This window comes from Rhodococcoides trifolii, from assembly GCF_014635345.1.
Classification (GTDB): domain Bacteria; phylum Actinomycetota; class Actinomycetes; order Mycobacteriales; family Mycobacteriaceae; genus Rhodococcoides; species Rhodococcoides trifolii.
Map to the genome: position 1 here is coordinate 393,266 of NZ_BMCU01000003.1, position 24,464 is coordinate 417,729.

The following is a 24,464-nucleotide window of genomic DNA, read 5'->3' on the forward strand; positions in this document are numbered from 1 at the left end:
ATCTAGACGGATTGGACGACGGCAGCAATGCTGTCGGCGAGCCGGCGAGCGGTACTCTGCTCGCCGGCTTCCACCATCACGCGGACGAGCTGCTCGGTTCCCGACGGACGCAACAGGACTCGACCCTCGTCGCCGAGTTCCTTCTCCGCCGTCGTCACGGCGTCGAGTACGTCCCGAGCGGCTGCCACTGCAGCTTTGTCTCCGACGGTGACGTTGACGAGAACCTGTGGGAGCGTGCGCATCACGGACGCGAGCTCGGTCAAGGAGCGAGACGTCTGGGCCATCCGGGACATCACCGACAGGCCGGTCAGGATGCCGTCACCGGTGGTGCCGGACGACGGCAACACGATGTGGCCGGACTGCTCGCCGCCGAGACTGAAGTTTCCTGCACGCAGTTCTTCCAGCACGTAGCGGTCGCCGACTGCCGTGGTGCGCAACGTGATTCCTTGCTCGCGCATGGCAATGTGCAACCCCAGGTTGCTCATGACGGTCGCGACCAAGGTGTCCTCGGCAAGTTCTCCGGCGTCGCGCATGGCCAACGCGAGAACGGCCATGATGGCGTCACCGTCGACGATGTCACCGCCAGAATCGACGGCGAGGCAGCGGTCCGCATCGCCGTCGTGTGCCAACCCCAGATCGGCTCCGTGGTGCAGGACGGCACGCTGGAGAACGTCGAGATGCGTCGACCCGCACCCGTCGTTGATGTTGATGCCGTCCGGATCTGCGTTGATCGCGATCACGGTGGCACCGGCCGCTCGATAGGCCTCGGGTGCCGCGATGGACGCGGCGCCGTGTGCGCAGTCGACCACGACGGTGATGCCGGTCAGGGACGTGCGGACGGCCGTTCCGAGGTGCTTCAGATACAGCTCGAGCGCGTCGTCGGCGGTGCGGACCCGGCCGATGTCGGCTCCGACCGGACGTGTGCCGGTGGTGCTCATCTGCTGCTCGATACGGTCCTCGACGGTGTCGTCCAGCTTGTGACCACCGCCGGCGAAGATCTTGATTCCGTTGTCCGGCATGGCGTTGTGCGATGCGGAGATCATGACGCCGAGAGCGGCGTCGTACGCGTCGGTCAGGAAGGCGACCGCAGGAGTCGGCAGAACACCGACCAGCAGCACGTCCACTCCGGCTGCGGTCAGACCTGCAGTGACGGCAGCTTCGAGCATCTCGCCGCTCGCGCGCGGGTCGCGGCCGACGACGGCCACCGGCCGAGCAGTCGCCGCGCCGTCTGCAAGGACGTGCGCTGCGGCGTTCCCAAGACTCAGAGCCAGTTCGGGAGTCAGCTCGCGATTGGCCAATCCGCGCACTCCGTCGGTGCCGAAGAGACGGCCCATTCTTTCCTACCCTCCACCGTGAAACGAAAGCAGGCGCTCGCGGCAGTCCGAGAAACGAACTGCCGGAGCGCCTGCCCCGTGAGCGAAAGCGATCAGCGCTTGGAGTACTGGGGCGCCTTGCGGGCCTTCTTGAGGCCGTACTTCTTGCGCTCCACGGCGCGGGGGTCACGCGTGAGGTAGCCGGCCTTCTTGAGGGCCGGACGATCGTCCGCGCTGACCTCGATGAGCGCGCGGGCAATGGCCAGACGCAATGCGCCGGCCTGTCCCGACGGGCCGCCACCGTGCAGCAGTGCCGTGATGTCGAAGGTGTCGCCACGCTCGACGAGCACGAACGGTGCCTTGATGAGCTGCTGGTGCACCTTGTTCGGGAAGTAGTCCTCGATGGACCGTCCGTTCAGGGTGAACTGACCGGAGCCGGGGGTCATCCGCACGCGGACGACAGCTTCCTTACGACGTCCGACGGTCAGAACCGGGCGGTCACCGAAGTTGATCGGGGCCGGTGCTGCGGCAGCTTCGATCTCCTCGACGGCGTCGGGCTCTTCGACGGCCACGTACTCGTCGGATGCGATCTCGACGTTGTCGGTCGAGAGCTCCTCGGCTGCGTTCTCCACAACGGGAGTGGTGTCTTCCGGAGAGGTCACTGTGCCACCTGCTTGATCTCGTAAGGAACGGGCTGCTGAGCCACGTGGGGATGGTCGGGTCCGGCGTAGACCTTGAGCTTGCTGATGATCTGCGCACCGAGCTTGTTCTTCGGGATCATTCCCTTGATCGCTCGCTCGACCATGCGGTCGGGGGCGTTCTCGAGAACTTCACCGAAGCTGCGGCCGCGGAGACCACCGGGGAAACCGGAGTGGTGGTAGTAGACCTTGTCGGTCAGCTTGTTGCCGGAGAGAGCAACCTTCTCGGCGTTGATGATGACGACGAAGTCTCCGCCATCGACGTTGGGTGCATAAGTGGGCTTGTGCTTGCCGCGGAGCAGCGTGGCTGCTTGGACGGCAAGGCGGCCGAGAACGACGTCAGTAGCGTCGATCACGTGCCAGTTCCGGGTGACATCCCCGGCCTTGGGCGTGTAGGTGGACACAGAACTTCCTTCATCATCGTGGCGATTGCTCGCCGTATCGCTGCTGGCCGAGCGTGCGGCGCGGGCTTCTTCGGCGGCCAGTGGAGACCCGAAGAACCGTGTTCAGCGCGCGAGGGAACCGCGCGATATACCGAACGCCAACGGTGAACAGTACCGAAACAACGCGTGGCAGGTCAAAACGCCGGTCACCGGCGTCGTGCGGACGCGTGTGCGATGCACGTTCGCGCCGTCGGCAGGGCCTCGAGGCGGGCGTCCGCGATCGGTTCGCCACATACCTCGCAGATGCCGTAGGTGCCCGCACTGACACGGAGGTCCGCCGCGTCGAGCTCGCGGAGCTCCTGCTGGGCATCCTTCAGCAGCGACGCGACGGTTGCCCGCTCGAAGGCGATGGTCGAGCCCTCGGGGTCGTGTTCGTCGTCGTCCGTGGTGAGCCTGGAACCTTCGAGGATGGCGGCGTGCTGGGCGGTGAGCGAGGCAATTCGGGAGGCGACGACGCGCCGCTGGTCGTGCAGGTGTTCCTCCGCGTCCGTCATGAACGAATGGAACCACCGGGCGGTAATCTTCGCAGCAGGTCTGGCTGACCTGATGACTTCCGGGGGGAAATCGTGAGCCGAGAGAACGGGACCGCGTCGGTGCCGCCACTGTGGCTGCGCGACGAGTTCGCGGAGCACGAACCCGAGCCGGCCGCCGACCAAGCACCTGCCCCTGTCGACACAGACGCCGTCGACGTCGAGGAGGACGACGGCGGTCGACACCGAATGCCGTCCATCGACGAGCTGGATTCGCCGCGCAGGACGCGGCCCGTCCCGCAGAGCGGATGGCGCAGGGCGGTTCACGTCGCGTCGGCGGGCACGATAAACCCCGGCGAGTCGCCCGACTCGATTGCGTTGCGTCTGCTGACCGAACGAATAAACCAGCCCGTGCGCGGGGACTATCGGATCGCCATTCTGTCGCTCAAGGGTGGAGTCGGAAAGACCACCACCACGATCGGACTCGGATCGACGTTCGCATCGCTGCGGGGAGACCGGGTGATCGCAGTCGATGCCAACCCCGACCTCGGTACGCTCGCACAACGAGTTCCGCAGCAGACACGAGCGACCGTGCGAGATCTGCTGATGGACAACGACATCGATCGCTATTCCGATGTCCGCCCCTACACGTCGCAGGCGCCGAGCCGACTCGAAGTGCTTGCAAGCGAACGTGACCCGGCAGTATCCGAAGCGTTCAGCGCCGACGACTACCGCGGTGCCGTGGCAATTCTCCAACGGTTCTACAACATCGTTCTCACCGACTGCGGAACCGGTCTGATGCATTCGGCCATGGATGGCGTGCTCGGGTTGGCGAACAGCGTTGTGTTGGTCAGCTCCCCCGCGATCGATGCGGCCAAAAGTGCAGCGGCAACTCTGGATTGGCTCTCGTTGCACGGATGGGACCATCTGGTTCGAAGCTCGGTGGTGGTGATCAGTTCGTCCCGCCCCGGATCGTCGACGCTGGATCTACATCAGTTGAAACAACATTTTCTCAGCCGGTGCCGCGCAGTACAGGTGATCCCGTTCGACGATCACCTGGCGGAAGGGTCCGAGATAGACCTCGAGTTGATGAACAAGAAGACCAGACGGGCGTTCGTGCAGCTGGCCGCCATCGTGGCCGACGACTTCTCCCCTCGGCGGTGAACGTGCGGACACACGAAGCGCCCGCAGGCTCTCCTCCTGCGGGCGCTTCGTTCGTATTCAGTTGTGTTCGAGGATGGTTCAGGCAAACATCCCCCGGTTTGCGGCCTCTCGGGCCTGCATGTCCGCGTTGCCCTGTCCGACGGCGGTACCGATGGTGTTCAGCACCTGGTTGAGCTCGACCGCCGCGCTGTCCCACTGGCGCTGCTTGTCCTGGTACGACTCGGACGCCGAACCCTCCCAATCGGCCACCAATGGCGCGATGATGTTCTTGAGTTCGTCGAGCTTGCCGTTCAGAGTTGCCTGCTTGACGTCGATCTGAGCCTTGACCTCTTACATAGTCCGGCTGAAGCATACCTTTAGAGCACGAAATACCCCCAACCAGGTGGGGTTGGGGGTCTTCGCAGCTACCCGACTACCGGGGCTTGGGCTGAATCGTAATCTTGCGAATCGGACCGGGAACCTTGATGGTCTTCTTCTGGCCGGGCTTGATGGTGATGCGCTTCGTAGCCATCGCGATTAGCCCGGAATCCGACTGGGATCGTTGCCGGGAGCGATGGTGTCCTTCTCGGCAATCGAGCCATCCATGTTGTGGATGACCAACTCACCCCCGCCGACGGACTTGAGCAGCCTGCGGCCGCTCGCGATGGCTTCTGCCTTGACCGGCTTGTGGTCACGAGCGATTCCGTTCAAGGTGACCTTCCACCAAGAACTGCTGCTGACCCAAACCACATGCGCAGAGTTCGCTGCCATGTTTGTTCTCCTGTACTGCTAGGAGAATCGACCGACCCAGAAATGTGACAAGCCACAGGGTGCTTGCACTAGTGCAAACCCTGTATGTAACCTGAACCCTACAAGTCGCATTGTTGGGTAAGAGGTCTAGCCGGTCACGTACTGGTTGGGCCTCTTCTCAATTTGTGTCCGGACGGTTCGCCGAACTAGATCAAGTCTCCCGGGCTTTCGCCCGATGTAAAGGCGATCAAGGCCGAGAATCGACGGGATACCCGGTGAATGGCCACCCTCCAGCCCTCTCAGCCGCTGCTCAGAACGCTGTGAATATCGATTGTAACGATCATGTTACGGAATTCCCTTCGTGTAACTCACGGCAACTCGCCCTCAGGCGCTCTCTCCGTCTCACATTTTCGTGCAGGGTGCACAACACATGGGTTGCAGACTTGGCAAGCTTAGGCGGCAAATAAAAAGACTTATGCATCGTTTGCCCAGGTCAGACGAGGCCATACCACACACCTCCGACAAACCAAACCGAGGTTGTGGATAAATTGTGGATAAGTCTAGGTTTGACGCAACTAGCGCACGCCGACATAATGCGGCCCTCCACACCCCTTCCACACCCCTTCCACACCCCATCCACACCCCTATCCCGCCGTCCCTTCGGATTGCCAACACACCTAAGGTGCCCTCGTGAACACCCTGAAGGCGTTGACTGCTCGATTCCTCGGCAAGACGGGGCTGGTCCGTAGGGCTGCTCGTTGGAAGCCTTGGCTCGTCTGTCCCGCCCTGCGGCCGTCGTCCTGGCCCTATACCTGTTCCAGATGTACGACTACTCTCAGATTCTCGGTGCAATCACACCGTGGTTCCCGCTAGTCGGTCCGTGTGTTGCTGGGTTGCTGGTTTGGATCGGTTGGAGCAGAACCCACGAATTAAGTTCTGAACGCGACTATCGAAATTGGCAACGCACACTACTTGCAGATCTGTCAATTTCACTTAATAATGCAATGCGGGAAATCGACTCGCTTCTTGATGGCGGTCGGGCTTCCGCGTTCGAGGACACGAAGACATTACTAGAAAAATCGACCGAAATATACGGCACGATTTTGCTAATCAAGCAGATAGTCCCAAGACTCAGCATTTTTGTTGCTAAGTATCAAGACTGTTTAATTCAGCTGATAGACGCGCTCAGCAAAGAAAAACCCAAAAGGGAAGGATTTAGATTTAAATCTAAAGAGAGCGCTACGAACTCGATAAGCACGAAAATCCTCTATGATCAAACGGGGGAATACTACCACTTGCTCGTATCTGAAATGGTTGCGTTTATGAAGTACGGGACTGTTCATCACAGCAGAATCAAGGATTTCAAAGAGAATCACTCACCCCCTATAAATGCAGCGCTTGCTCATCCATTCCTTGCCCCAAACCAAAACGACTTCAAACGAGATTAGCATCTTACTTTGTGGCCCCCGCCGATTTTCTGATCCAGTAGTTTACCGGAGTTGAAGTAGGAGAACGACGATCATGAGTTGGATACCTTTCGCACAACTATTGGCTACCGCGCTAGGTCCAGGCATTGCTGCATGGTTTGTAGTACGTGGATGGGATCGAAATCATCGAGATGCTGAATCGCGAGCACTCCAAGACTGGCGTCGATCCATGATCGCCACCACTACTCAGCAAATGGCCGAGGCCGCACGCTCGATTTCCCTGAGAGAGTCTCGATTGAAATCCGATTCAATTCTCGCAGACATGGACTACTACACGGTTTTACTTTCACATCTCGGCGTCTCGGACGACTTTCAGATGCGTTTGATCTATCTCAAAATGGGAACGGAGCGGTTCAAGGACTTTCTCGACGGAATCGACGCGAACGGCGACTTCAATCCTGACGGCTCCCTCGAAGAGGGAAATTTCAAAGAGCTCCAGAAGCAAGATGAGATGATGAAGATCAACATCAGGGAGCTAATCTACGAACTCACCGTCGAACTCAAATTGCACCAGCGCAAACCCTTGAGCGAAAAGTTCGCCAAAGTTTTGGGGAGTGGAGACGACCCCGATACCTACCGCCCGTCGAAGTCCGAAATCAGAAGGCGCGAACTTATTCGGTTGAAAAACCTCTTTCTTCCACCGCATAAGCGCAAGATATTACCCCCGTGGAAGCCTGAAAATCGCATGTAATGCGAAAGGCTAGTAGGTCGATCCATAAACATCGGTGTAGTTGTCCGTACCGACGTATTCGAACGTAGGCACTGCTCCCCAGGCTGATTGTCTCTTGCTTCTCGAGAAGGTCAGCTCAACTCGTATATGTCCAGCATCGATGAACCACTCCATGTGACGTACTCGCATCACGTGCTTCTCACCCTTCACGAATACGCACACCTTGTCCAGTAGTTCCAGCCCGGACAAGCGTTTGATGTCGAACCAGTTCTGCGGAATGACCATGACTCTGGTGACCGTGTTCGTGTCTAGGTCGTAGTCGTTCAAGATACCTCTGGACCACTCCGAGAAGTCAGAACCTAGTTGTTGGAGGTTGATGTCCTGTCTCTGGCCCGTCCCGCGAACTACCGGAAACTGTTCTTTACGTTCCCCGTAGGCATCGATGCTTTCCGGTCTGTAGTAATACGTGGCTACCTTGGTCTCGGTTGCGTATGGCTCCAGCTTCACCGGGGTCTCCCCCGAAGCACTACGTTCTTCCAAGTCCTTGTAATTGAGTGAGTATTCCTCTGGTTCCACCACGTTGATGATTGATTCCGTGTCCGTGGACTTCTCGATCCTTCCGTAGGACAAGTCCGCGTTCTGGTAGTCGTCGCTGACCGTGAGCTTGATGGTCTGATCCAGTTGGCTCTGATAGCGGAGGTAGTCGTAGCGGTCCACGTAGACGAAACCCTTGTTGCTGTTACGCATGGCTTCCAATGAGTCTTTGATTCGAGCTGACTCCTGGTAGGCACTGGGTTGAAGCTTGTAGGACTGCACACCATCGACGTACTTTCCGGTCACGTCCAGCGCATCGATCTTGGCTTGTTTGCCGGATGCATGGAGCTGCTGGGCATACTGGACCGGTCGGTCGTAGAAGAACCCTGCTCTGGTTTCGTCCAGTTGTTGCAATGCGTCCATCACGGTCACTTCGATGTAGGGAACCGCGTTGTAGTCGTACTCGGTCTTGTAGTCACGGATGGTTCCGGTGAACACCACGACGTACTGCTCTGGTGCCGTACCTGGCTTGGCGCCGGCTGTGTTGCCGTAGTTGACCGTCACCAGTCGTACTCGTTTGCCGGCTCTGATCAACGAGCCATCGGCTAGAGCATCAGACTTGAAGCGCAACTTCAGTTTTCCTGCATTGAACTCTTCTCGTTCCAAGGTCACGTTGGTCAACTCATCGGCTACGTTCTGCCACGTAATGCGCTCGGCCAGCGTTGTGGTCTGGGTGTAGGTATCTGCTGGGACCGGTAGTAGAGACTCGATCAAGTAGTGCTGTGTGGTCACGATGGGTTGGTACGTCATCGATGTGTTCGCTGTGTTGACCGATGAGCTGGAGATGCTGGTACGCCTGACTGTGAGGACCACCGAGTCCCCGGCATTGACCGCTACGGAAGCTGAGTCGCTGGCGGTGGTTGCAGAGGCAATGGTCCACTCCTTCACCATGACACCGTTGACGAACAATCCGGCCATACGGCCACCATCGTCATCACTCAGAGTCATCGACCACGCGAAGTTGATAGTCCCGGTATGGGTGGCTGTGTAGGCATTGGCGGTTGTCATCACTAGTTCGGCGTACGAGCTGGTCAACGACTGAGCAACGGTCTTGGTCTTGGACTGCGCTGCTGGGTTGACCGTCGTGGAGTTGCCGACAATCTCGATCTGTCCCGTAGGTGAAGCTATGGAGACCTGCTTGTGTTCGTCGGCCAGTGCGGTGTAGCTACCTATGAGCGCTCCCCTGGTCCCGTTGTACTGGTAGACACTGAACGCTGTGGCCTGGCCCGGTAGACCCATGTAGGTGAGTTTCTTGGTTCCCACGACGTTGGCGAAGAAGCGTCTGTCGAGGAACCCGACACCGGTACTGGAAAGCTTGTGCTCCTGGGTCTGCTTCTCGGAGGGCAGACGAACGCTGATCTTCAACGGTCTGTCGTTGTACCAACCGAAGACGGACTCTTCGTTGCCGGTGGACCCAACCTTCTTGTAGTTGGCTGAGACCTGCTTGTTCTGAGTTGTGGAGTACAGGTACACCACGAAGTAGACCTGCTTGATGTCTGGGGTGATCGTTGTCGGATCATGTTCGGGCACAGTGAAATCAGTGACCGTCGCTCCTGCTGTCATGGGTACTTCCCACACCAACAGTTCACGGTCTACGTCGTTCTTACCGTAGGCATCTTCTGTGTAGCCCCTACCCCACAGAGCCACCTTGGCTACAACAGTGCCAGTTTCTTTCTGAGCTGCCGCAAAGTTGCGGAATCTGAAAGTACCGGAAATCCATACATCGGAATCTGTGTCCACATCGATTGGAACTTTGGATTGAACCAGTATCGGTCCCCACGATCTTCCCTCCACTGGATTGGCATTGGTTGTGTCGCCACCGGTCACGTCGTAGACATTGAGCATCTTCTTACCGAAGTCAGGACAGAAGAATTGACTGTTCGAGTTGTAATAGAACTCCGAGTCATTGGGAAAAGCCATATCGTAAGCGAAGTCTTGCGTCTTACGATCGAATACTTGTTCGTCAACGGATGATCCTGCTACCAACGTTCCATCGTAGAAAGTGTCTACTTTGGCACCGAACAAACCACCGGCTTTCTTCTTACCTTCGTACTTTGTTTCTATGCTGATTTCATCCCCGGCATTCAAGTCGTAGACAAAGTTGATGCGTACAGCTTGAACGGACTGGTTGGCGTAGCGGAACTTGTAACCGTTGGACACGTTGTTGACTCGTACCACGGTGTTGTTGACCTTCAAGCGTGCCCAGATGGTTGTCTGGATACCAGAAGACTGGGACAAGAAATACAATGTCCCCGAGATGATCCCTCTGTGGGTTGTAGGTACTACGAGCTTGTCACCGCTGAGGGTGCTTCCTGGGTAACGTGCGTCTGCTGTAAAGCCTGTGACTACTTGCCAATCCGTTCGATTGACCGTCTGAGTACCGGCCTTGCTCATACCGATACGAGCTTGGGTAGCACTATCGGAAATCAAGATGTCATGGACACCGTTGCTCAGGGCCAGTTGCCCAGGTGAGTACAAGTCTTGTCTGTTCGCTTCGATCTGTAGTCGTGTGGTGTTGAAACCGTTTATCAATTTATTCATGTATTTTCCTATCTCGGCATCGGTACACCGGAAGGTGTGGAGCCTGTTGTTACGACGTTTACTGTGTGAGTGCTCGAAGTATTACGACCGTTGAGCGAACTGATTTCTGCTGCCGCCGATGCTGCGTTGGTTGTGACTGTGTGGGTACTGGTTGTGTTCAAACCACCCAGACCGGCGATTTCCCCGGCCACCGCACTGGCATTGCTACTGACGGTCACGGTCACTGTGAGACCTTGAGGGATCGGAATATCGATAGTCGGCACATTGACCAACACCGTGAGTGGTGGTGGTTGGGGAATGTTGATGGTCGGTAACGCAACCAAGAACTCGATCTTCACCGGAGGTGGGGGTGTCAACACCAGAGTCGGTTGTGTGACATCGAAAGTGATGGGAACCGGTGGTGGAGGTGGTACGGCAATCTCTCCGTTGGCCACTTGAACATCGACCGGCACCGGAGGTATCGCCGGAACATCGCCTTGTAGTTCAGGGTTCACGGGCTGAGTGACCGGTGGCAGTGCTGGAACATCGCCCTGTAGCTCTGGAGTGACTGGTAGCTGAGCTTCTGGAAGCTTCGGAAGCTCTCCTGATAGTTCTGGGGTCACAGGGATGGGGACACCACCGTTACGAGCTATCTGGCCTGCAATGGGATCGGCTACACCGTTCTCAAGCTTGGGTGTCACCGGAATCTCGATGGCCTGGCCTCCACCGTTACGAGCTATCTGTCCTGCGATGGGATCAAGTGATCCCTCGATCTTGGGACGTACGGGTATGTCGATACCTTGAGCTGCAATATCTGGCGGTAAGGCAACTTCACCGGCTATTTCTGGCTGGACGGGAATCTTGATTGGGTTGCCGGAAACAGTTGCGGCAATGCCTGCCAACGCATCGGCCAGACCTGCTCCCCATTCGACTGGGCCACCGCCAATGTTCTTATTGAGTCCGGTGAATCCTTCGTTGATGGCGTTGAACGATGAACCGATGTTGGAAGCAACACCGGTTAGGTCTGCTGCAAACTGGGTCAATCCTTCGATGTTTCCGGCTAGCGCGTCACCGTTGATACCTCCGACAAATTCACCGAATGCATTACCTGCATTGGCAATGGCTGTCGTTACTCCGGACCAGTCGGTACCGGCCATGTTGTCGAAGAACTGGGAGATACCTTCACCGAACCCATCCATACGACCGGAGTCCAAAAATCCCATGACTGAGTTGAAACCACCGGCCATCTTCTCGATGCCTCGACCGGCTCCTTCGATCATGTTGGGGATGGTCTTCTCGAAGATGCGCTTGGCACCTTCGACCACTGAGGGTGAACCGATAGATGAGAAGAAGTTTCCGAACGACTCCGAGAGTCGTGGCATAGCACCAATCAAGTTCTCTACGTGAGGAACACCGGCCTGGAATGCCTGTTGGAGAGCTGGACCCAGTTTGCCGGCTATCGCTGGCATGGAGCTTGAGAGTGTGTTGACCAGACCGGCTGTGCCCTGGGTGATGGATTCGAGGGCTGGTCTCATCTGGTGGAAAGCTGCACCGGTTGCGGTAGCTAGATCGACCAAGGGCTTACGAACGGGTACTGCGATGTCCTGCATCGTGCTCACCACGTCTTTGCCCATGTAGGAGAAGTGGTCTTTGACCTCCTGGCTGGCTGCTGCTGCGGCTATGGGGATAGCACCGATCCCGAGGGTTACGGCTGCTCCCAGTCCCCCGGCGATTCCGGTCACTGTTCCGAGGGCACCGGCTACGGCGTAGACACCGGTAGCGACACCACCAGAGGCCAACGTTGCTACGGCGGGTGCCAGTGCTGTCATCACGGGCAACATGCGAGACATGCGGTTGAAGAAGCGACCACCGCCCGCGGCTGAGCTGGAGAACGAGTCCCCGAGGTTGCCGACACTGCGGGTAGCTGATGACACCGAATCTGCAAAGCGGTCCACGTCTGAACGGTTGGTACGGACTGTGATGGTGCTGGTTCGGTCACGGGCTGCTGCGTCTATCTCGCCCTCTGCGCCTGCTGCGTCTGCATCCACCTCGATGGTGGCTGTACGTCCCCCTAGTTCTCTGAACGCTGCTTCGTCGATGTCCAGATCGAAGGACAGTCGTCTACGTCCATCCCCAAGGCGATCCAGTGAGCGCAAAGCGTCCTGGTCAACGTCGATGTCTACCTTGACGGTCTTGTTTCGAAGTGAAGCTAGTTGTGCTTTGACTGTCTCAATTGCTCTTGTGTCAGCATCAGCTTTGATCTGAATTTTTACTATGTTTCCGGCCATCTATTTTCGTTTGGTGTTCCTCTCGTTTTCTTTGTGTGTCTCGTTGATCAAGTCCCATCCGACGTTCCACTCGGTGAGACTCATCTCGTCTAACTTGAAGTAATCAATGTTGTACGTGTGACTGAATATAAACTTCTGCCTGATGTACGTATCGTCTACTTCGTTGTATCTTTTTTTTCGTCGCCCTCTTCCACGTCGAACAGACCGGATTCCTTGATAATTGCGTTCAAGTCCTCGTTGTCTATGTTCCACATGTACTCATCGAAATTCTGACGATGCGTGTTGATACCGATACGCTGCTTGTCTTTGTCACCACGAATACTCAATACGTAACCAATAGCTGCGATGTATTCTGTGCTGGGTTTTTCTCCGTCTTCCAATACTCCCCCGAGTTTTTGGATGATGTTCAGTTCTGCTAGTTTTAATGCTTCCATGATTTCCTCTTCCTAAAGCCCTGCTTGAGCAATCTTTGTTGTTATTTCTGCTTCAATGCGTTGTATCGCAAAGGGCACCGATTCTTCCAGTGCTCGCAGTGCGAAGTGTGTTGCGCTTATTCTGTGTGGCCCATACGAGCCTGTTGCTCCACCGCCCTCTTCGAGCTTGTGGACGTAGACACCACCTGCATGGCTCTTACGGTTTGCGTTACCGGCACTGGTAATAGCCGACATAGAGGAGGTGACCGTACGAATCGATGCACGGGCACCTCCCCCACGAACTGGGATCGTGTCTTCTTCGTTGTTCTGCATGATTCGTCCGATGCCATCGAACGCTGAGCGGAAACTCTTCAAGCTTGCTTGCAATACGCTGAGCTTGCCGATTATCTCCTGTGCCCCATCGACATCGATACGAATGATGATCAACTTAGAGACCGGTTCCCGATGTCACTTTGTTAGGTGTTCCGACTACTTCGAAGTCGTAATCGAACGTTGCATCTGTACCGGCCTCAACACTGATGTCAGGTCTGGTAGGGATACGCAACGTACCGGTGTAACGAGGCTTCGTAGTCGAAGTAGTTCCCGCTAGAGGAGCGATATCGAATGTTGCACTTGAGCCGGCATTGACCCAGAGGTAATCGTGGAGAGAACCTACTGAACCGCCATCCCATGCTGCTGTAACCGTCAAGGTCCACTTACGATTGGTACCGGCGTTGTATTCTGCGAATGTTTGTGAGTCTTGATCTGCTTCGTCTGATGTCAGTTCGAACGAAACGATGTCGGTCACATAATCGGTACCTCCTACTTTGAGCGCAAATACGCTCTTCAATTTTCCGTTTGCTATTGCCATTTTCCTATATGTCTTCCTTTCTTAGTTTGAATGTTTTGGAGAAAGACACCACACATGCGTACGTGTTCTTCTCGTTCTCGACAGTCCCGATGCTTCCGACTTGTACGTCGTCCAGTTCACCAACAATGCCGAGCGTTGTGATTATTAAGTTGTCCAGTTGTGCTGTAGCCAAATCTCCGTCTAACTTTTCTGCCTTGAGCACTACATACATGTTTACTTTCCATACCCCCGGTAAGAAGCGTTCGATGTCTGGATCCTCTATCAGAGTGCTGTCGTTGAACAACACCACGCACGGACTTTCCTTCTTGTAGTCCGTCCACAAATATGCTGTGACATCGACTGCACGGAACTCGTCCAATATTTGTTCGCGGTATTCGCTGAGCGATAGTTCCTCGAACATCTAGAACCACCCCACGAACGGACGTAATAGCGGATAGGCAAAGTACATGACATCTTTACGAGGTAACGTACTGAGGTATTCTCCATCTGTGCTGTACTGATTTTGTCTACCGTCGCTTGCGTCTCGTTCTCGGAAATACAGAGCTTGACCTACTTGGAGAACTGCTTCATTGAGAACTGTTTGCGGGACCTTGGCGATACGAGTACCGCAAAATCTGTTGACCAGTTCGTAGGAAAGCAACAACACACGGGCTATTTCGTCATCGCTCTTCTTGGAAGTTGCACCGACAAAAGTACGAAACTCTTGTAAGTCCACCCCGCCGATTCCGTATAGCTCTGTGTATGTGTCCAAGTAGGTATCGGCCATGATTACGCCCAGGTGACCTTTGCTACGCCTTTGCCGTCGAACACACCGGTTGCGATGTATCCGTAGAGGCTGCGAAGTTCGGTCAAGTTGACGATGTTCTTGTCCGTCAACTCCAAGATTCCTTCTTCCCAGATGCAGAGTGCGTCTGAGCTGACTACGTAGAACGTGTTGGCTGCTAGCTGAGGTACTGAGACCACGGGTAGACCGGCTACGTTGGCTCCTGCGTTGACCGCTACGGAACCGAAGGTGTTGGACCCGTCTCGGTTGACCTCGAACAACGGACGACCACTGGTGTCTGTTGTGGTCAAAAGCAACTTGTGTATGTCACGTGAGACCACGATGGCATTGCCTGCTAGACCACGTGAGTTGTCTTCGATCATGGCTAGGCCGTCTTCTACGGCACCGATCCATGCTGACCCTGCTGCGGCACCGGTTACGGCTCCACGGGTCACGACGTTCAAGTTGGCATTGATGATCCCGGTAAGCGCGTTGCGTACCTTGGTTTCCGCTGCTTTGGCGTACTCGACCTCGAGGTGACGGACTGTGGTCTCCAAGAGTGGTGCTTTACCGAAGCGCAAGGCTTGTACCGAGAACTCTGCGTATCCACCGAAGGTCTCGATGGGTGCTGAGTCGGACACGATGGTCACCTTGTTGTAGGTGAGCGCGTCCCCTTCTGCTGCTTGCTTGGCGACTGATCCGGTACGTGTTCCGACTCTGGCGTACTCGATGGATGTGCCTGAGTCACCGGGGATGGGTGAAGAACCGAACACTGCTTTGAGTGGTCTGCGTTGCTCCACGAAACCTAGGGGCTTGTTCGCCCAGATGTTCTGTTTAGCGTTGTCCGCTGTGCTTTGGATGGCACGGGTCTCGACCTTTTCACCGTTGAACGCTCTTACTAGAGCTTCCGATACGGTTAGTTCTGAACGTACTTCTGTTTCTGTTTCACGGCTTTCGAGTACCGCAATTTTTCTGTTGGCTTCTTCTAGGGAGTCGCGTACTTCCGTGAACTCGCTAGAAAGGGTTTCAATGTCTGACATTGTGTTTTCATCATCTTCTTTCTGTGTTATTTGTTCGCGTATTCCGCGACTGTTGCCCCGATGTAAGCGGGCTGTTCAACCAAAGAAACTTCTTGCAAATCGACTTTGGTTCTGACGACGATATCGCCGTCTTGCTTGTCTTCGATGGGTGTGAATCCCACGGAAAAGTTCTTTACGCGACCTTGGACTACATCGTTGAGTAGCTGGTCGCCTTTGGCGTTGCGGTGAATCTTGGCGGTTACGTAGTAACCCGATTCTTCCGAACGTGCTTGGCTGATGTATCCGACACTGAGACCGTTGCTACGCCAATCGTGGCGGTAGTAGACCGGTACCTCGATGTTCTCTTGGATACTGCCAGCAATGAATTGCTCGTTGTAAGAGCCGGCCGAACTTCGGATTACCGTCGTCTGACCGTAAGGAACTGCTATTCCTACTATTTCTCGTGCGTCTGCTCGTACTTCTACGACTTCTGTTTGTCTAATCTCCATCTTTCACTGGTGGTTCCTTATCTGTGGATTTGTCAAGCTTGGGTAGTGGTGCCTTACCCTCTTCTGCGCGTAGTTCGTCACCGTTGGTGTAACCGACACGCTCCTGAATCTCTACTACCTCCCACTTGCCCTTTACGTCCAAGCGGAACAAGTCTTCCTCGATGAACTTGGCTGATTTGCCGTAGGGCAATAGCTCGGTTAGTTGTTCTTCGATTTCCGTCAAATATCTACTGAGGGTGCTTTGAAGAAACCGCATGTTCTGGTCTTGAGTGTTCTGGTAGGTGCTGGAATTGTCGGTACCCATCTGCAATGCTTCTGCTGGTACCCCGAACACACGGGCAATCTTCAAATCGACCATCTTCTGTACTTCCAAGAATTGTGTCTTGTTGGGATCACCGACGAATTGTTCGTAATCGAAACCGTCAGTGAGAACCAGAATCCCGGAGTTGTCCTGGATGAACTTCTTGATGCCCTCCGCGATTTCTGCGGCATCATCAGTGTTGACCGACGCGTTCGTGGTGACCTTGCCCCTGGGGATGGTGTCCACGTTAAACTGTGTTGCTGCATAGCGTTCGAGCATCAAGGCAAGTTCGAAGACTTCCGATGCGTACTGGATGGGACCGTATCCCTCTGGCTCCCCCGGCAAGCGGTCAAGCTTGAAGTGCACGATGTCTTTGGTGGCGATTGTCTTGCCGTCTACGGTGTACTTGGTGACATCGGATGGTTTCGTCACAGTGACACGAGAGGGTTCCAAGATCGTGAGGGCTGCTACGGCTCCCCTGCCATCTCGGACAACCTTGGCGTAGGCATTGCCGTACATCCCCATCGACGTGACCAGCTCTTGGACCCACAACTTGCGAGGTGTGGAAGGGTCCGGTCTACGGATGAATGCACTGGGTTCGACTTGTAACTTGTTGTCGTACAACGCAAGTTCCAATGAGGAGACCATCGTGGCGATGATCTGGATGGAACGGCTGACGGAACTGATTCGCATGAGCGACTTGGGGTCACCGGCACGCCATGCTGCATAGGTGCTCGGAAATACCGAAACGGACGATACATAATCGCCCGTATTAACTGGTTCTTCTCTTATTTGTTCTGGTTCGAAACCAAAAAACTCACTAATCTTACCCATATTGTTACTATCAATTGTACCATTATTCAGTTGTTTATGCTTATTATTGAACAGATATTACCGAAGGTTTGTTGCGTTCTGTTGTTTCTGCCTTGTGTGCTGCAAGTACCATTGCTCGGATAGAGTCGATGTCCCCCGTGGAATCTTTGACACTCAGTACATATTGCTCACCCAGGGCTTTGGTCATCGCGTGTTTGCGTTGGTTTACCATTATGGGATCACTGACGTGTACCAAACGATCGTCAGCGAACAGTGCATAGGTCTGAGACGTGGCATTGGCTATTTGTGTGGTGTTGTAGAACTCGACTGGAACACGCTCTTTCTCGCGTAGAGCGGTCCATACATCTTTGAGCATGGCTGCATCCATGACGAACTCACACTTGTACTTCTTGTAGAGCTTCTTGCATATTCTGACCAAGTTCGGACTGGTGGGGTCTTTGATCTGGGCCAATAGTTCTACGTGTATTACGCCATCGATCTTCCTGGCTGCAACCAGAGTCGCATATTCCCAGTTCGATGTACGGTCTACTGCTATGACACAGCGTTGACGGTCTTCTTCTGGTATCCCTTCGTCTCCCCCGGCGTTGGCGAACACGGAAGCTCTGAGGTAGACGTTCTCGGACTGACCGTTGCGGTTGAGGATGTAGCGGGTGAACTCGTACTCGGGAATCATGCGGTTGGAGTCGAGCACCTTGGCCACGCTGAGACGGCCACATGCCACCGCGGGGTTGGCCAGCTTGATCCCTACCGGGTCGAAGTTGTCGTACTGGTCTGGTGAGTACCAACGGAAGTACCCGAACTCTGGGTGTTGGCCTAAGAGGGCTTCTTCTCCGTACTGCTGGAGGATGTGGAGCGTGTGACTGTTCTCGTCACCGGCGGTACTGATCATCAACATGGTGGTGTTGCGTTGGGCTTGGATGCCTAGCTTCAACGCTGTGTAGGTCTCGAGCTTCTGGAGGTGTAGCTCGTCCAACGTGAGGGCTACTCCTCCTTCGCTGTTGAAGGGTATGGACTGTAGCTTCTCCGGTCGGTCCGATGCGTGGACCTTGCACTCTGCTACGAGCTTCTTGTCTCTGGGGTAGACCCCTCGATACCCGGTGACCTTGAAACGAGCTTCCAGAGCGTTGTTGTTGATGAACGGTTGCTTGAAGCGGTCGAAGAGCACTTTGGCGTTCGTCGTCTGCTGCGCCACGATACCGATGTTGGTTCTACTGCCCTGTACTGCAATGGATTTGAAGAACGAAATGAACTCGATGGCACCCGCTATGGTCGTCTTGCCCACCTGGCGGGGTACGAGCACTAGAACACCGTCTTTGTAGCGGAGCGTGCCGCTCAGGGCCTCTACCGGCCAATCTGGTGGGTACACCTCCATCACGGCTTTGATCAGCTCTACTTGCCACTGGTCCAGCTCTTCGTCCGGCCCCATGTAGAACCGGTTGACCAGTGCGATGTCCTTGTCCGTCACTGCGGATACGAGCACATCGCCCAGGGGCTTGGTCCACTCGACCGGTGGCCACGCTGCTACGTCTAGAGACCCATTGCTGCTAGAAATTCATCATCACTACTTTTCTTTTCGGTCTCTTCTTGTGAAGGTTTCAAATTGTTCAATGCTGTGAGGGTCATTCGAAACTCCGTTGTGAGTCCTACTGACATTCGCGTACTCGTATCGAGTGTTTGTGCGATCTTGTAGAGCTGGGTTACATATGGTGTGTGCGTATCCGATAGCCAATCACTGTTGACTGACACATAAAGATCGATACTCGACTCGTAATTGCTGTTTATTGCTACTGACATTTTGACACTTCCTTTCTGTTTGGGATTAATCGGTTAGCCGGCACCATGCATGAACTATGCATAATATGCAGTGGTTCACGCATAACATGGACCTCTGGAGCGCAGATTTTCGAAAAGTTGACGAACCCGGCGGCGTCGCTAACCCCCTTGAGAAAACCCACCCCCATCGGTTCATGCATGATCATTCATTATCCTGCATGGGTGACATCGTGCTTATGGTCATCGATATGTCTTGTGCATTTACTACTGTGTGTATTCCGTCTTCGTCTTCGAGTAGGACATTGGTTAATCCGTCATCGTTTACTGTGAGGGTTATTGTTGTTGTCTTGTTCAGTTGGATGTTTGTGTAATTCTTGTTTGTTAACAGCATCTATTCTTTATTCACCCCGCCAAATCCGTGAGGTCGATGTCATCGAACCAAAAGCTGAACCACTCACGTCGTACTTCGGTCTCGAGCTTTGGTCCCTTGGAGTAGTTGTGATGGGCACACATGGCGATGAGGTTGTCTGTGTCCCACATCGCTCCACCCTTTGACCTTGGGATGATGTGGTCAACGGTGGTGGCCACTACTTCACAGCCGGCTACTCCGCACTCGTACGAATCACGTTGCAGTATCTCGGTTCTGAGCTTCTGCCATCGTTTGCTCTTGATGTCAGACATGGGCTACCGCCCTGATTGCCACCGTATCGACTGTCAGTGTGTAGACGTAGTAGGAATTCTTGGCTGACCCGTTGGTCACCAGGGTTCGCGTGACGAGGCCCCACCTCTCAAGTTCCCCAAGTCTCTTGTATGCGGTGGGTAGTGAAGTTCCAGTCAGAGCCGACAGGTCTTTCCCTACAAAAATGAACCCGTTTCCGTTGTGCTCGTACTTCGACGCAAGCAGAGTGATCGCTGTGTAAGAGCGCGTGCGGTACGCACCGTTCACATTCTGATTCACCACAGCTATCGCCGTACACATCCAGAGTTTCAACTCTGGGGTATTGCTTTTCATTTACTGATTGATCGCTCCTTAGGAATTTACGGTTGCCTGCGGATACGGGAGGTATCTTCTTACTATGGAAAGACGCAAGCAACCTTATTCAATTATAACATTTATCAACAGTTCTTTTGCGCACAAAAGTGCCACCAAGAAAAGGATTAAAAGACTTGGTGGCACTTAAGCTATCTTACTAATAGGAGTAAGTAATGAACTCCTCTATTATACAACTATTTTGTGGATCGTGCCGAAACTCTGCGCTTCGTGTTCATGGTCTGCTTGAACTCTGGTTCGGCATTGATTGCACCAGTGGATTAATGCCTCTGTGTATTGCCTGGGGCTTTTATTTTCCTCAGGGGTACTCATTGCTCGCCCCCCGCTTTTTCATTTGCTCCAGCGGATTCCCTACCATCGATTTGGCCGGCTCCTGTGCTGCATTCGACATCTATGTACTCCAACGGAATCCCATCGATGAGCAAGTGATAGTTGTTGCAGTGATCTAGACCGTTGGCCTGCTTCCCTGGTCGAACAATCTTCTTGACCAACCCACGCTTGACCAACGTTGTGTTCAAGACGGTCCCGGCGTATCGCTGACTCAGAAGCTCGTTGTCCCTGGCTGCTCGTGTCTGACTGACCTGGGGAGCTAGGGAGTGCTGCTCCAACGCACACCTGGCGACGTACTGCGCAACGTCCCATTGAGAATCGGTTGGGTCTGTAGCTTCCACCGCCCCCAACCACACAGCCACACGATCCAAGGGGCTAGTCCCCTCGTCGTCCTCCCAACGGGCATAGGCGCTGGCAATGGTCCTGCTGGCTTCTCGTTGGTCCAGACCTGCAACCAGAGCTGCTTTCTCCAACTCCGTGGTGTCCAGACCCAGACGATGGAACTCGAGACTGCTGCGGAACAAGCGGTTGTTGCGCTTCCCCGCTTCGACGTTCTCCATCTGTGTGACTTGGGCCTGGCGGTATCGGTTGACATCGACTACGAAACCCGTCGAGTCCTCTACCAATCTTGGGTAGGTGATTTCTTTCTTCTTCCCTACCTTCTTGGAGAAGATCGATGTATCTGTGTTAGGAAGTGTTCTACAGTTAATCCCTTTAGTTAATCCTCCCAGTGAATCCCCATAGGTAATCCCATCAAATAACTCATTGATAGTATTAGAAGAGCTTCTAAAAGCTTCGATAGCAGGGAACATCTTGGTCAAGTCTCCCCACTCGTGTAGCTCCGAATGTTGGAACTCTTTACCTTTGCCCCAGAACACACCATAGGCATTGGTCAACAGATCGAAGTCACCCTGACGTGTGTTCTTGACCCCATCTACCGGCGTGTACCAGTAGTGAGCACCCTTGGTTGTCAGAATATTAGGATTGCCTTGGACCCAATCGGGGCGGTCGATGTCCACGATGTGTAGCTTGTCGTTTGTTCTGACCGCTAGACCCGCGAAGTTGCTTGGGATTTTCTCGGAGTTGTAGTCCTTCCAACTCCCTCTGATTGCTGGCTGTTTCTGATCGTCAACTGGGAAAATCATTTTGTTCTCCCATAGCCAGATTCCTAGTTCGATGCCGAATATGTCGGTAGTAAGTGCGTATGCTTTACTCATTGTCAATAAATCTCCTATTTGTAATATAGAAAGCCCGGCAATCAAGCTACAACTCTCGATTACCGGGCTTCTAATTGTATTACAAAATAGGTTTTAGATTCCGTTTCCAGTAGTTGTAGGAATACTGAACTTCATTGGTACTAGTATAGCAAGAACGGTCGAAGAATGTTCCTACGCCAGGTCAATTGTCTTCGACGTCAGGAATGATTGTGGCATCATCGAATATGCGGGGATCGATGATGTACTCATCCTCTGATTTCACCTTCATGTAACCGATCACATGCTGTTGGCTAAAGCTGTAGGAGAAGACTTTCCCGTGCGAAGGGTCATCTCCGGGGCGCATCTCACTCCACGCAAATTCTTCCGCAACCTCGTACGATGCGGTCCATGACATCCCTCGGTAACTGATGCCACCTCTGAATAGTTTCTCTGGAACGGTAGGGATAGTGGTGTTGGCCGCGCTCCATATCCGAATCCAGCGATCAGAAGATACATTCGCCGTCGGGCGGTCTGCCATAACCCAGGAGTCCTGAACTATCTCCCCCAAATCTGCTTCGAGAATGAGGTCTTGTTCGAATAGGTCCGCGAGAATACGTGGACCAAACTCCCAGTCCGGAAGCCAGATGAAGTCCGAATGAGAGACCTTGGCAGAGGATACGAAACAGTCCCGCTTGGCGTCGTAGCTGATGACCGCATTCTCCCCGAAAGGAGCAACGGCATCAAAGCGTGGAGAGTCGTCAGAGATAGGTGTGGTCATAGCAGGTACAGCTTTCAGTAGTAGTGGTCGATCAATCGGTGGTGAAATCGTGGATCAAAGGGTGGTGCCGGCTCAGGAAATACCCTGAGCGTTGGCGTAGCCTATCACGGACTGATCCCCAGGTCAAGACCCTGTTTCAGTGCCTCAGAACTGCCCGGCCCGGCGACGTTATGGGACCCGACCTCGTTCGTCAAGACCCAACTCGTACGCAAAGCTAAACGTCTGCTGATTCGATAGAATGTTCGAACCAACCACGACGGTAGACAGGAGGACTGCATGACGGATGACCGACGAACAAACCAGAGAACTGGAACTACAAATACTGGCGAAAATCAATTACACCGACGAATTGATCCAAAAAGTACACGGATTACTCAAAGACTAATTGCTCCAAAGAAAAACGAATACCCTTACCGGCTGGCTTGACCCCGATGGCCGGAAAGAAAGCCCTGACGACCTCCCGCTGACCGTCGGTGTCATCCTTCAGGAACTTCTCCTTGGTCGTAGCAACCGATACAGCCGCGCTGACGGATACTTTCGTCAGCGCGGTTTTTCGTTCGTTCATGGCCTTGTACTGCTCGATGAACACCGCTGTGGGTAGGTCTCCATCAGCATGAGCTTGCTGCAACAACGCCATGTCTCCGGTCAACGCATCCAGCTCGGAGGTATCCACGGGTTTGGCTGGTTTGGCCGGTAGCTTCTCGATGGCTTCGGCTACCAGCTTGAGCACCTGGGCATCGATCTTCTCGGCGTTCCGGCTCAGACGACCACACCCACCGTTTGCGGGTGCTTCACAGCGATATACCGGTCCGATCTTGGACACACCGCCCACCAGTCTGGCTTTGCATATGTCGCAGTAGAGGATTGAAGTCAACAGGTACTTACGCCCGTTGCTCCGGTTCGCCGCATCACGGGTAGCAAGCTTGGCTTGTGCCCGGTCGAAGGTCTGCCGGTCGATGATCTTGGGCCAGGTTCCTTCGGCAACCAACTCACCGTGGAACACCCGCATACCCGCATAGTTCCCGTTCTTCAAGATTCGCTTGACGTGGTACGCCCTGATCGGTGAACCGGTCACGTGGACCGCACCGGATGCTATGAGCTTGTTCGTGATCCCGGCAATCGTCTTACCCGCCAGGAAGTCATCAAAGATGGACTTCACGATCTTGGACTCGTCGGGATGGAGCGCGGTGCGCTGCTTGTCGGCGTAACCGTAGAGCCGGGTCTTGCCACCGGCCAACGTTCCAGCATGTGCCCGTTGCTTCTTCTGAGCCTTGACCCGTTCGGCTGTGACCGCTCGTTCGTACTGGGACATCTCGGCTCGGATACCGGCCATCAGAGCACCATCTGGGGTCTCGAGGTTGATCGATCCTTCTTGGTCGGTGTGGAGGTTCGCGCTGTGGTCCTTGAGTAGACCGTAAAACAGTTGGATCGCCAGACGGTCACGGCTCAAACGGTCTGTCTTCCACACCAATACGTCACTGATGGTGCCAGCGATGATGTCGGTCTTCAGACGTTCGAACTCGGGACGATGGACACCGGCCTTACCGCTCAAGTTGTTGTCTACGTATACATCTGACACGTCGAGACCTAGACGGGTAGCCAACTCTCGGCACATCGATTCCTGGCGTTCCACACCAAGGGTGTCCACCGAATCTTCGGCGTTCTTCTTGGCCTTGGAGATTCGGCAGTAGATACCGGCGCTCATCGTGGCTCCCAAGTAGGCTATTTGTGCTGGTCAACGAGCTGAGCCTACATCAGTTGTCGACAGACCAAGAAGTCGTCGATGGCCCCGAATACATAGCGCACGATGTGTCCTGCTTTCGAAGTGAGTTGTGGTGGGGGAAGGTCAGAGGTTGAGGGTGCCCGCGGCGTTGCTGATCGAGCGTGTGTTGTCCTCTTCGGCAGCGCCGTAGGCGGTTCCGCTCGACTTGATCGAATCGCCGATGGCGCCCAGAGCCAGCTGCAGCTTGTTGGCACTGGTGTCCCACCGATCCATCACACTCTGGAACGCCACTGCGGCCGCACCCTCCCAGCTCCCGCCCACCGCCTGCACGTCACCGCGCAGCTGATCGAGCAGTGACTTGATCTCTGCGGTCAACCCGTCGACTTTGGCGGCGGTGACCTGCATGGTTTCGACAGTTGTCTTCATCTGTGACACTGGTGAATACCTCCTCGGTGTGATGTGCCAGGGAGAATCCCCCGCATCAACTTGGACGCGCTAACGGCGCGGACGGTTCCACAGCCGGCGAC

General features: G+C 54.8%; 26 protein-coding genes. 3 read left to right on the forward strand and 23 right to left on the reverse strand.

Going from position 1 to position 24,464, the window contains the following annotated elements; all coding sequences use genetic code 11:
- Positions 1-2 precede the first annotated feature (2 nt).
- From glmM to IEW02_RS15090, 4 genes are all read right to left on the reverse strand, one after another.
- Positions 3-1,334, reverse strand: a complete 1,332-nt coding sequence (glmM, locus tag IEW02_RS15075) for a phosphoglucosamine mutase (protein WP_188545662.1) — start codon at positions 1,332-1,334, stop codon at positions 3-5.
- Between the two features lie 92 nt (positions 1,335-1,426).
- Positions 1,427-1,975: a 30S ribosomal protein S9 gene (gene rpsI, locus IEW02_RS15080; RefSeq protein WP_188545663.1), complete on the reverse strand. Its 549-nt coding sequence runs from the start codon at positions 1,973-1,975 to the stop codon at positions 1,427-1,429.
- Entirely contained in the window at positions 1,972-2,415 is a 444-nt protein-coding gene (gene rplM / locus IEW02_RS15085) for a 50S ribosomal protein L13 (protein ID WP_188545664.1), read from the reverse strand. Before rplM ends, rpsI begins: the two co-directional genes overlap by 4 nt.
- Positions 2,416-2,600: 185 nt before the next feature.
- Complete coding sequence (locus tag IEW02_RS15090) at positions 2,601-2,948, reverse strand: TraR/DksA family transcriptional regulator (RefSeq protein ID WP_188545665.1); 348 nt, start codon at positions 2,946-2,948, stop codon at positions 2,601-2,603.
- Positions 2,949-3,020: 72 nt separating this feature from the next.
- On the opposite strand from IEW02_RS15090, the gene IEW02_RS15095 reads away from it, so the two are divergent.
- Positions 3,021-4,088, forward strand: a complete 1,068-nt coding sequence (locus tag IEW02_RS15095; RefSeq protein ID WP_371829958.1) for a MinD/ParA family ATP-binding protein — start codon at positions 3,021-3,023, stop codon at positions 4,086-4,088.
- Positions 4,089-4,166: 78 nt separating this feature from the next.
- Here IEW02_RS15095 and IEW02_RS15100 read toward each other — a convergent pair whose 3' ends face one another.
- Complete coding sequence (locus tag IEW02_RS15100) at positions 4,167-4,403, reverse strand: WXG100 family type VII secretion target (RefSeq protein WP_188546143.1); 237 nt, start codon at positions 4,401-4,403, stop codon at positions 4,167-4,169.
- A gap of 201 nt (positions 4,404-4,604) precedes the next feature.
- The gene (locus IEW02_RS15105; RefSeq protein ID WP_188545666.1) at positions 4,605-4,838 is read right to left on the reverse strand and encodes a DUF2188 domain-containing protein; all 234 of its coding nucleotides are present in this window, start codon (positions 4,836-4,838) and stop codon (positions 4,605-4,607) included.
- Positions 4,839-5,575: 737 nt separating this feature from the next.
- Here IEW02_RS15105 and IEW02_RS15110 point away from each other — a divergent pair.
- Together IEW02_RS15110 and IEW02_RS15115 are read left to right on the forward strand one after the other, a co-directional pair.
- Positions 5,576-6,265, forward strand: a complete 690-nt coding sequence (locus tag IEW02_RS15110; RefSeq protein ID WP_188545667.1) for a hypothetical protein — start codon at positions 5,576-5,578, stop codon at positions 6,263-6,265.
- 208 nt (positions 6,266-6,473) lie between these two features.
- On the forward strand, positions 6,474-6,995 hold the full coding sequence (locus IEW02_RS15115) for a hypothetical protein (protein ID WP_188545668.1): 522 nt from the start codon (positions 6,474-6,476) through the stop codon (positions 6,993-6,995).
- Positions 6,996-7,004: 9 nt separating this feature from the next.
- Here IEW02_RS15115 and IEW02_RS15120 read toward each other — a convergent pair whose 3' ends face one another.
- From IEW02_RS15120 to IEW02_RS15200, 17 genes are all read right to left on the reverse strand, one after another.
- Positions 7,005-10,109 carry a hypothetical protein gene (locus IEW02_RS15120; protein WP_188545669.1) on the reverse strand — a complete coding sequence of 1,035 codons (3,105 nt, stop codon included), beginning with the start codon at positions 10,107-10,109 and terminating at the stop codon, positions 7,005-7,007.
- An 8-nt stretch (positions 10,110-10,117) separates the two neighbouring features.
- Positions 10,118-12,376, reverse strand: a complete 2,259-nt coding sequence (locus IEW02_RS15125) for a hypothetical protein (protein WP_188545670.1) — start codon at positions 12,374-12,376, stop codon at positions 10,118-10,120.
- A 155-nt stretch (positions 12,377-12,531) separates the two neighbouring features.
- On the reverse strand, positions 12,532-12,810 hold the full coding sequence (locus IEW02_RS15130; protein ID WP_188545671.1) for a hypothetical protein: 279 nt from the start codon (positions 12,808-12,810) through the stop codon (positions 12,532-12,534).
- Between the two features lie 12 nt (positions 12,811-12,822).
- On the reverse strand, positions 12,823-13,236 hold the full coding sequence (locus IEW02_RS15135; RefSeq protein WP_188545672.1) for a hypothetical protein: 414 nt from the start codon (positions 13,234-13,236) through the stop codon (positions 12,823-12,825).
- A 1-nt stretch (position 13,237) separates the two neighbouring features.
- A complete protein-coding gene (locus tag IEW02_RS15140; RefSeq protein ID WP_188545673.1) occupies positions 13,238-13,660 on the reverse strand; it encodes a hypothetical protein in 423 nt (140 codons plus the stop codon).
- Positions 13,661-13,664: 4 nt separating this feature from the next.
- The gene (locus tag IEW02_RS15145) at positions 13,665-14,060 is read right to left on the reverse strand and encodes a hypothetical protein (RefSeq protein WP_188545674.1); all 396 of its coding nucleotides are present in this window, start codon (positions 14,058-14,060) and stop codon (positions 13,665-13,667) included.
- A complete protein-coding gene (locus IEW02_RS15150; protein ID WP_188545675.1) occupies positions 14,061-14,426 on the reverse strand; it encodes a hypothetical protein in 366 nt (121 codons plus the stop codon).
- Positions 14,427-14,428: 2 nt separating this feature from the next.
- Positions 14,429-15,463, reverse strand: coding sequence for a phage major capsid protein (locus IEW02_RS15155; protein WP_188545676.1), 1,035 nt, complete (start codon positions 15,461-15,463; stop codon positions 14,429-14,431).
- 26 nt (positions 15,464-15,489) lie between these two features.
- Positions 15,490-15,951 (reverse strand): HK97 family phage prohead protease, encoded by a 462-nt coding sequence (locus tag IEW02_RS15160; protein WP_188545677.1) that lies wholly within the window; start codon positions 15,949-15,951, stop codon positions 15,490-15,492.
- A complete protein-coding gene (locus IEW02_RS15165; protein WP_188545678.1) occupies positions 15,941-17,086 on the reverse strand; it encodes a phage portal protein in 1,146 nt (381 codons plus the stop codon). Before IEW02_RS15165 ends, IEW02_RS15160 begins: the two co-directional genes overlap by 11 nt.
- A 43-nt stretch (positions 17,087-17,129) precedes the next feature.
- Positions 17,130-18,551 carry a terminase large subunit domain-containing protein gene (locus tag IEW02_RS15170; protein WP_188545679.1) on the reverse strand — a complete coding sequence of 474 codons (1,422 nt, stop codon included), beginning with the start codon at positions 18,549-18,551 and terminating at the stop codon, positions 17,130-17,132.
- A 710-nt stretch (positions 18,552-19,261) separates the two neighbouring features.
- The gene (locus tag IEW02_RS15175; protein ID WP_188545680.1) at positions 19,262-19,540 is read right to left on the reverse strand and encodes an HNH endonuclease; all 279 of its coding nucleotides are present in this window, start codon (positions 19,538-19,540) and stop codon (positions 19,262-19,264) included.
- Positions 19,533-19,871: a helix-turn-helix domain-containing protein gene (locus tag IEW02_RS15180; protein WP_188545681.1), complete on the reverse strand. Its 339-nt coding sequence runs from the start codon at positions 19,869-19,871 to the stop codon at positions 19,533-19,535. The genes IEW02_RS15175 and IEW02_RS15180 overlap by 8 nt, the downstream gene beginning before the upstream one ends.
- Positions 19,872-20,218: 347 nt before the next feature.
- Entirely contained in the window at positions 20,219-21,502 is a 1,284-nt protein-coding gene (locus tag IEW02_RS15185; protein WP_188545682.1) for a hypothetical protein, read from the reverse strand.
- A 136-nt stretch (positions 21,503-21,638) separates the two neighbouring features.
- On the reverse strand, positions 21,639-22,214 hold the full coding sequence (locus IEW02_RS15190) for a hypothetical protein (RefSeq protein WP_188545683.1): 576 nt from the start codon (positions 22,212-22,214) through the stop codon (positions 21,639-21,641).
- A 370-nt stretch (positions 22,215-22,584) separates the two neighbouring features.
- Positions 22,585-23,919 (reverse strand): recombinase family protein, encoded by a 1,335-nt coding sequence (locus IEW02_RS15195; RefSeq protein ID WP_188545684.1) that lies wholly within the window; start codon positions 23,917-23,919, stop codon positions 22,585-22,587.
- A 141-nt stretch (positions 23,920-24,060) separates the two neighbouring features.
- Positions 24,061-24,363, reverse strand: a complete 303-nt coding sequence (locus IEW02_RS15200) for a WXG100 family type VII secretion target (RefSeq protein WP_188545685.1) — start codon at positions 24,361-24,363, stop codon at positions 24,061-24,063.
- Positions 24,364-24,464 lie beyond the last annotated feature (101 nt).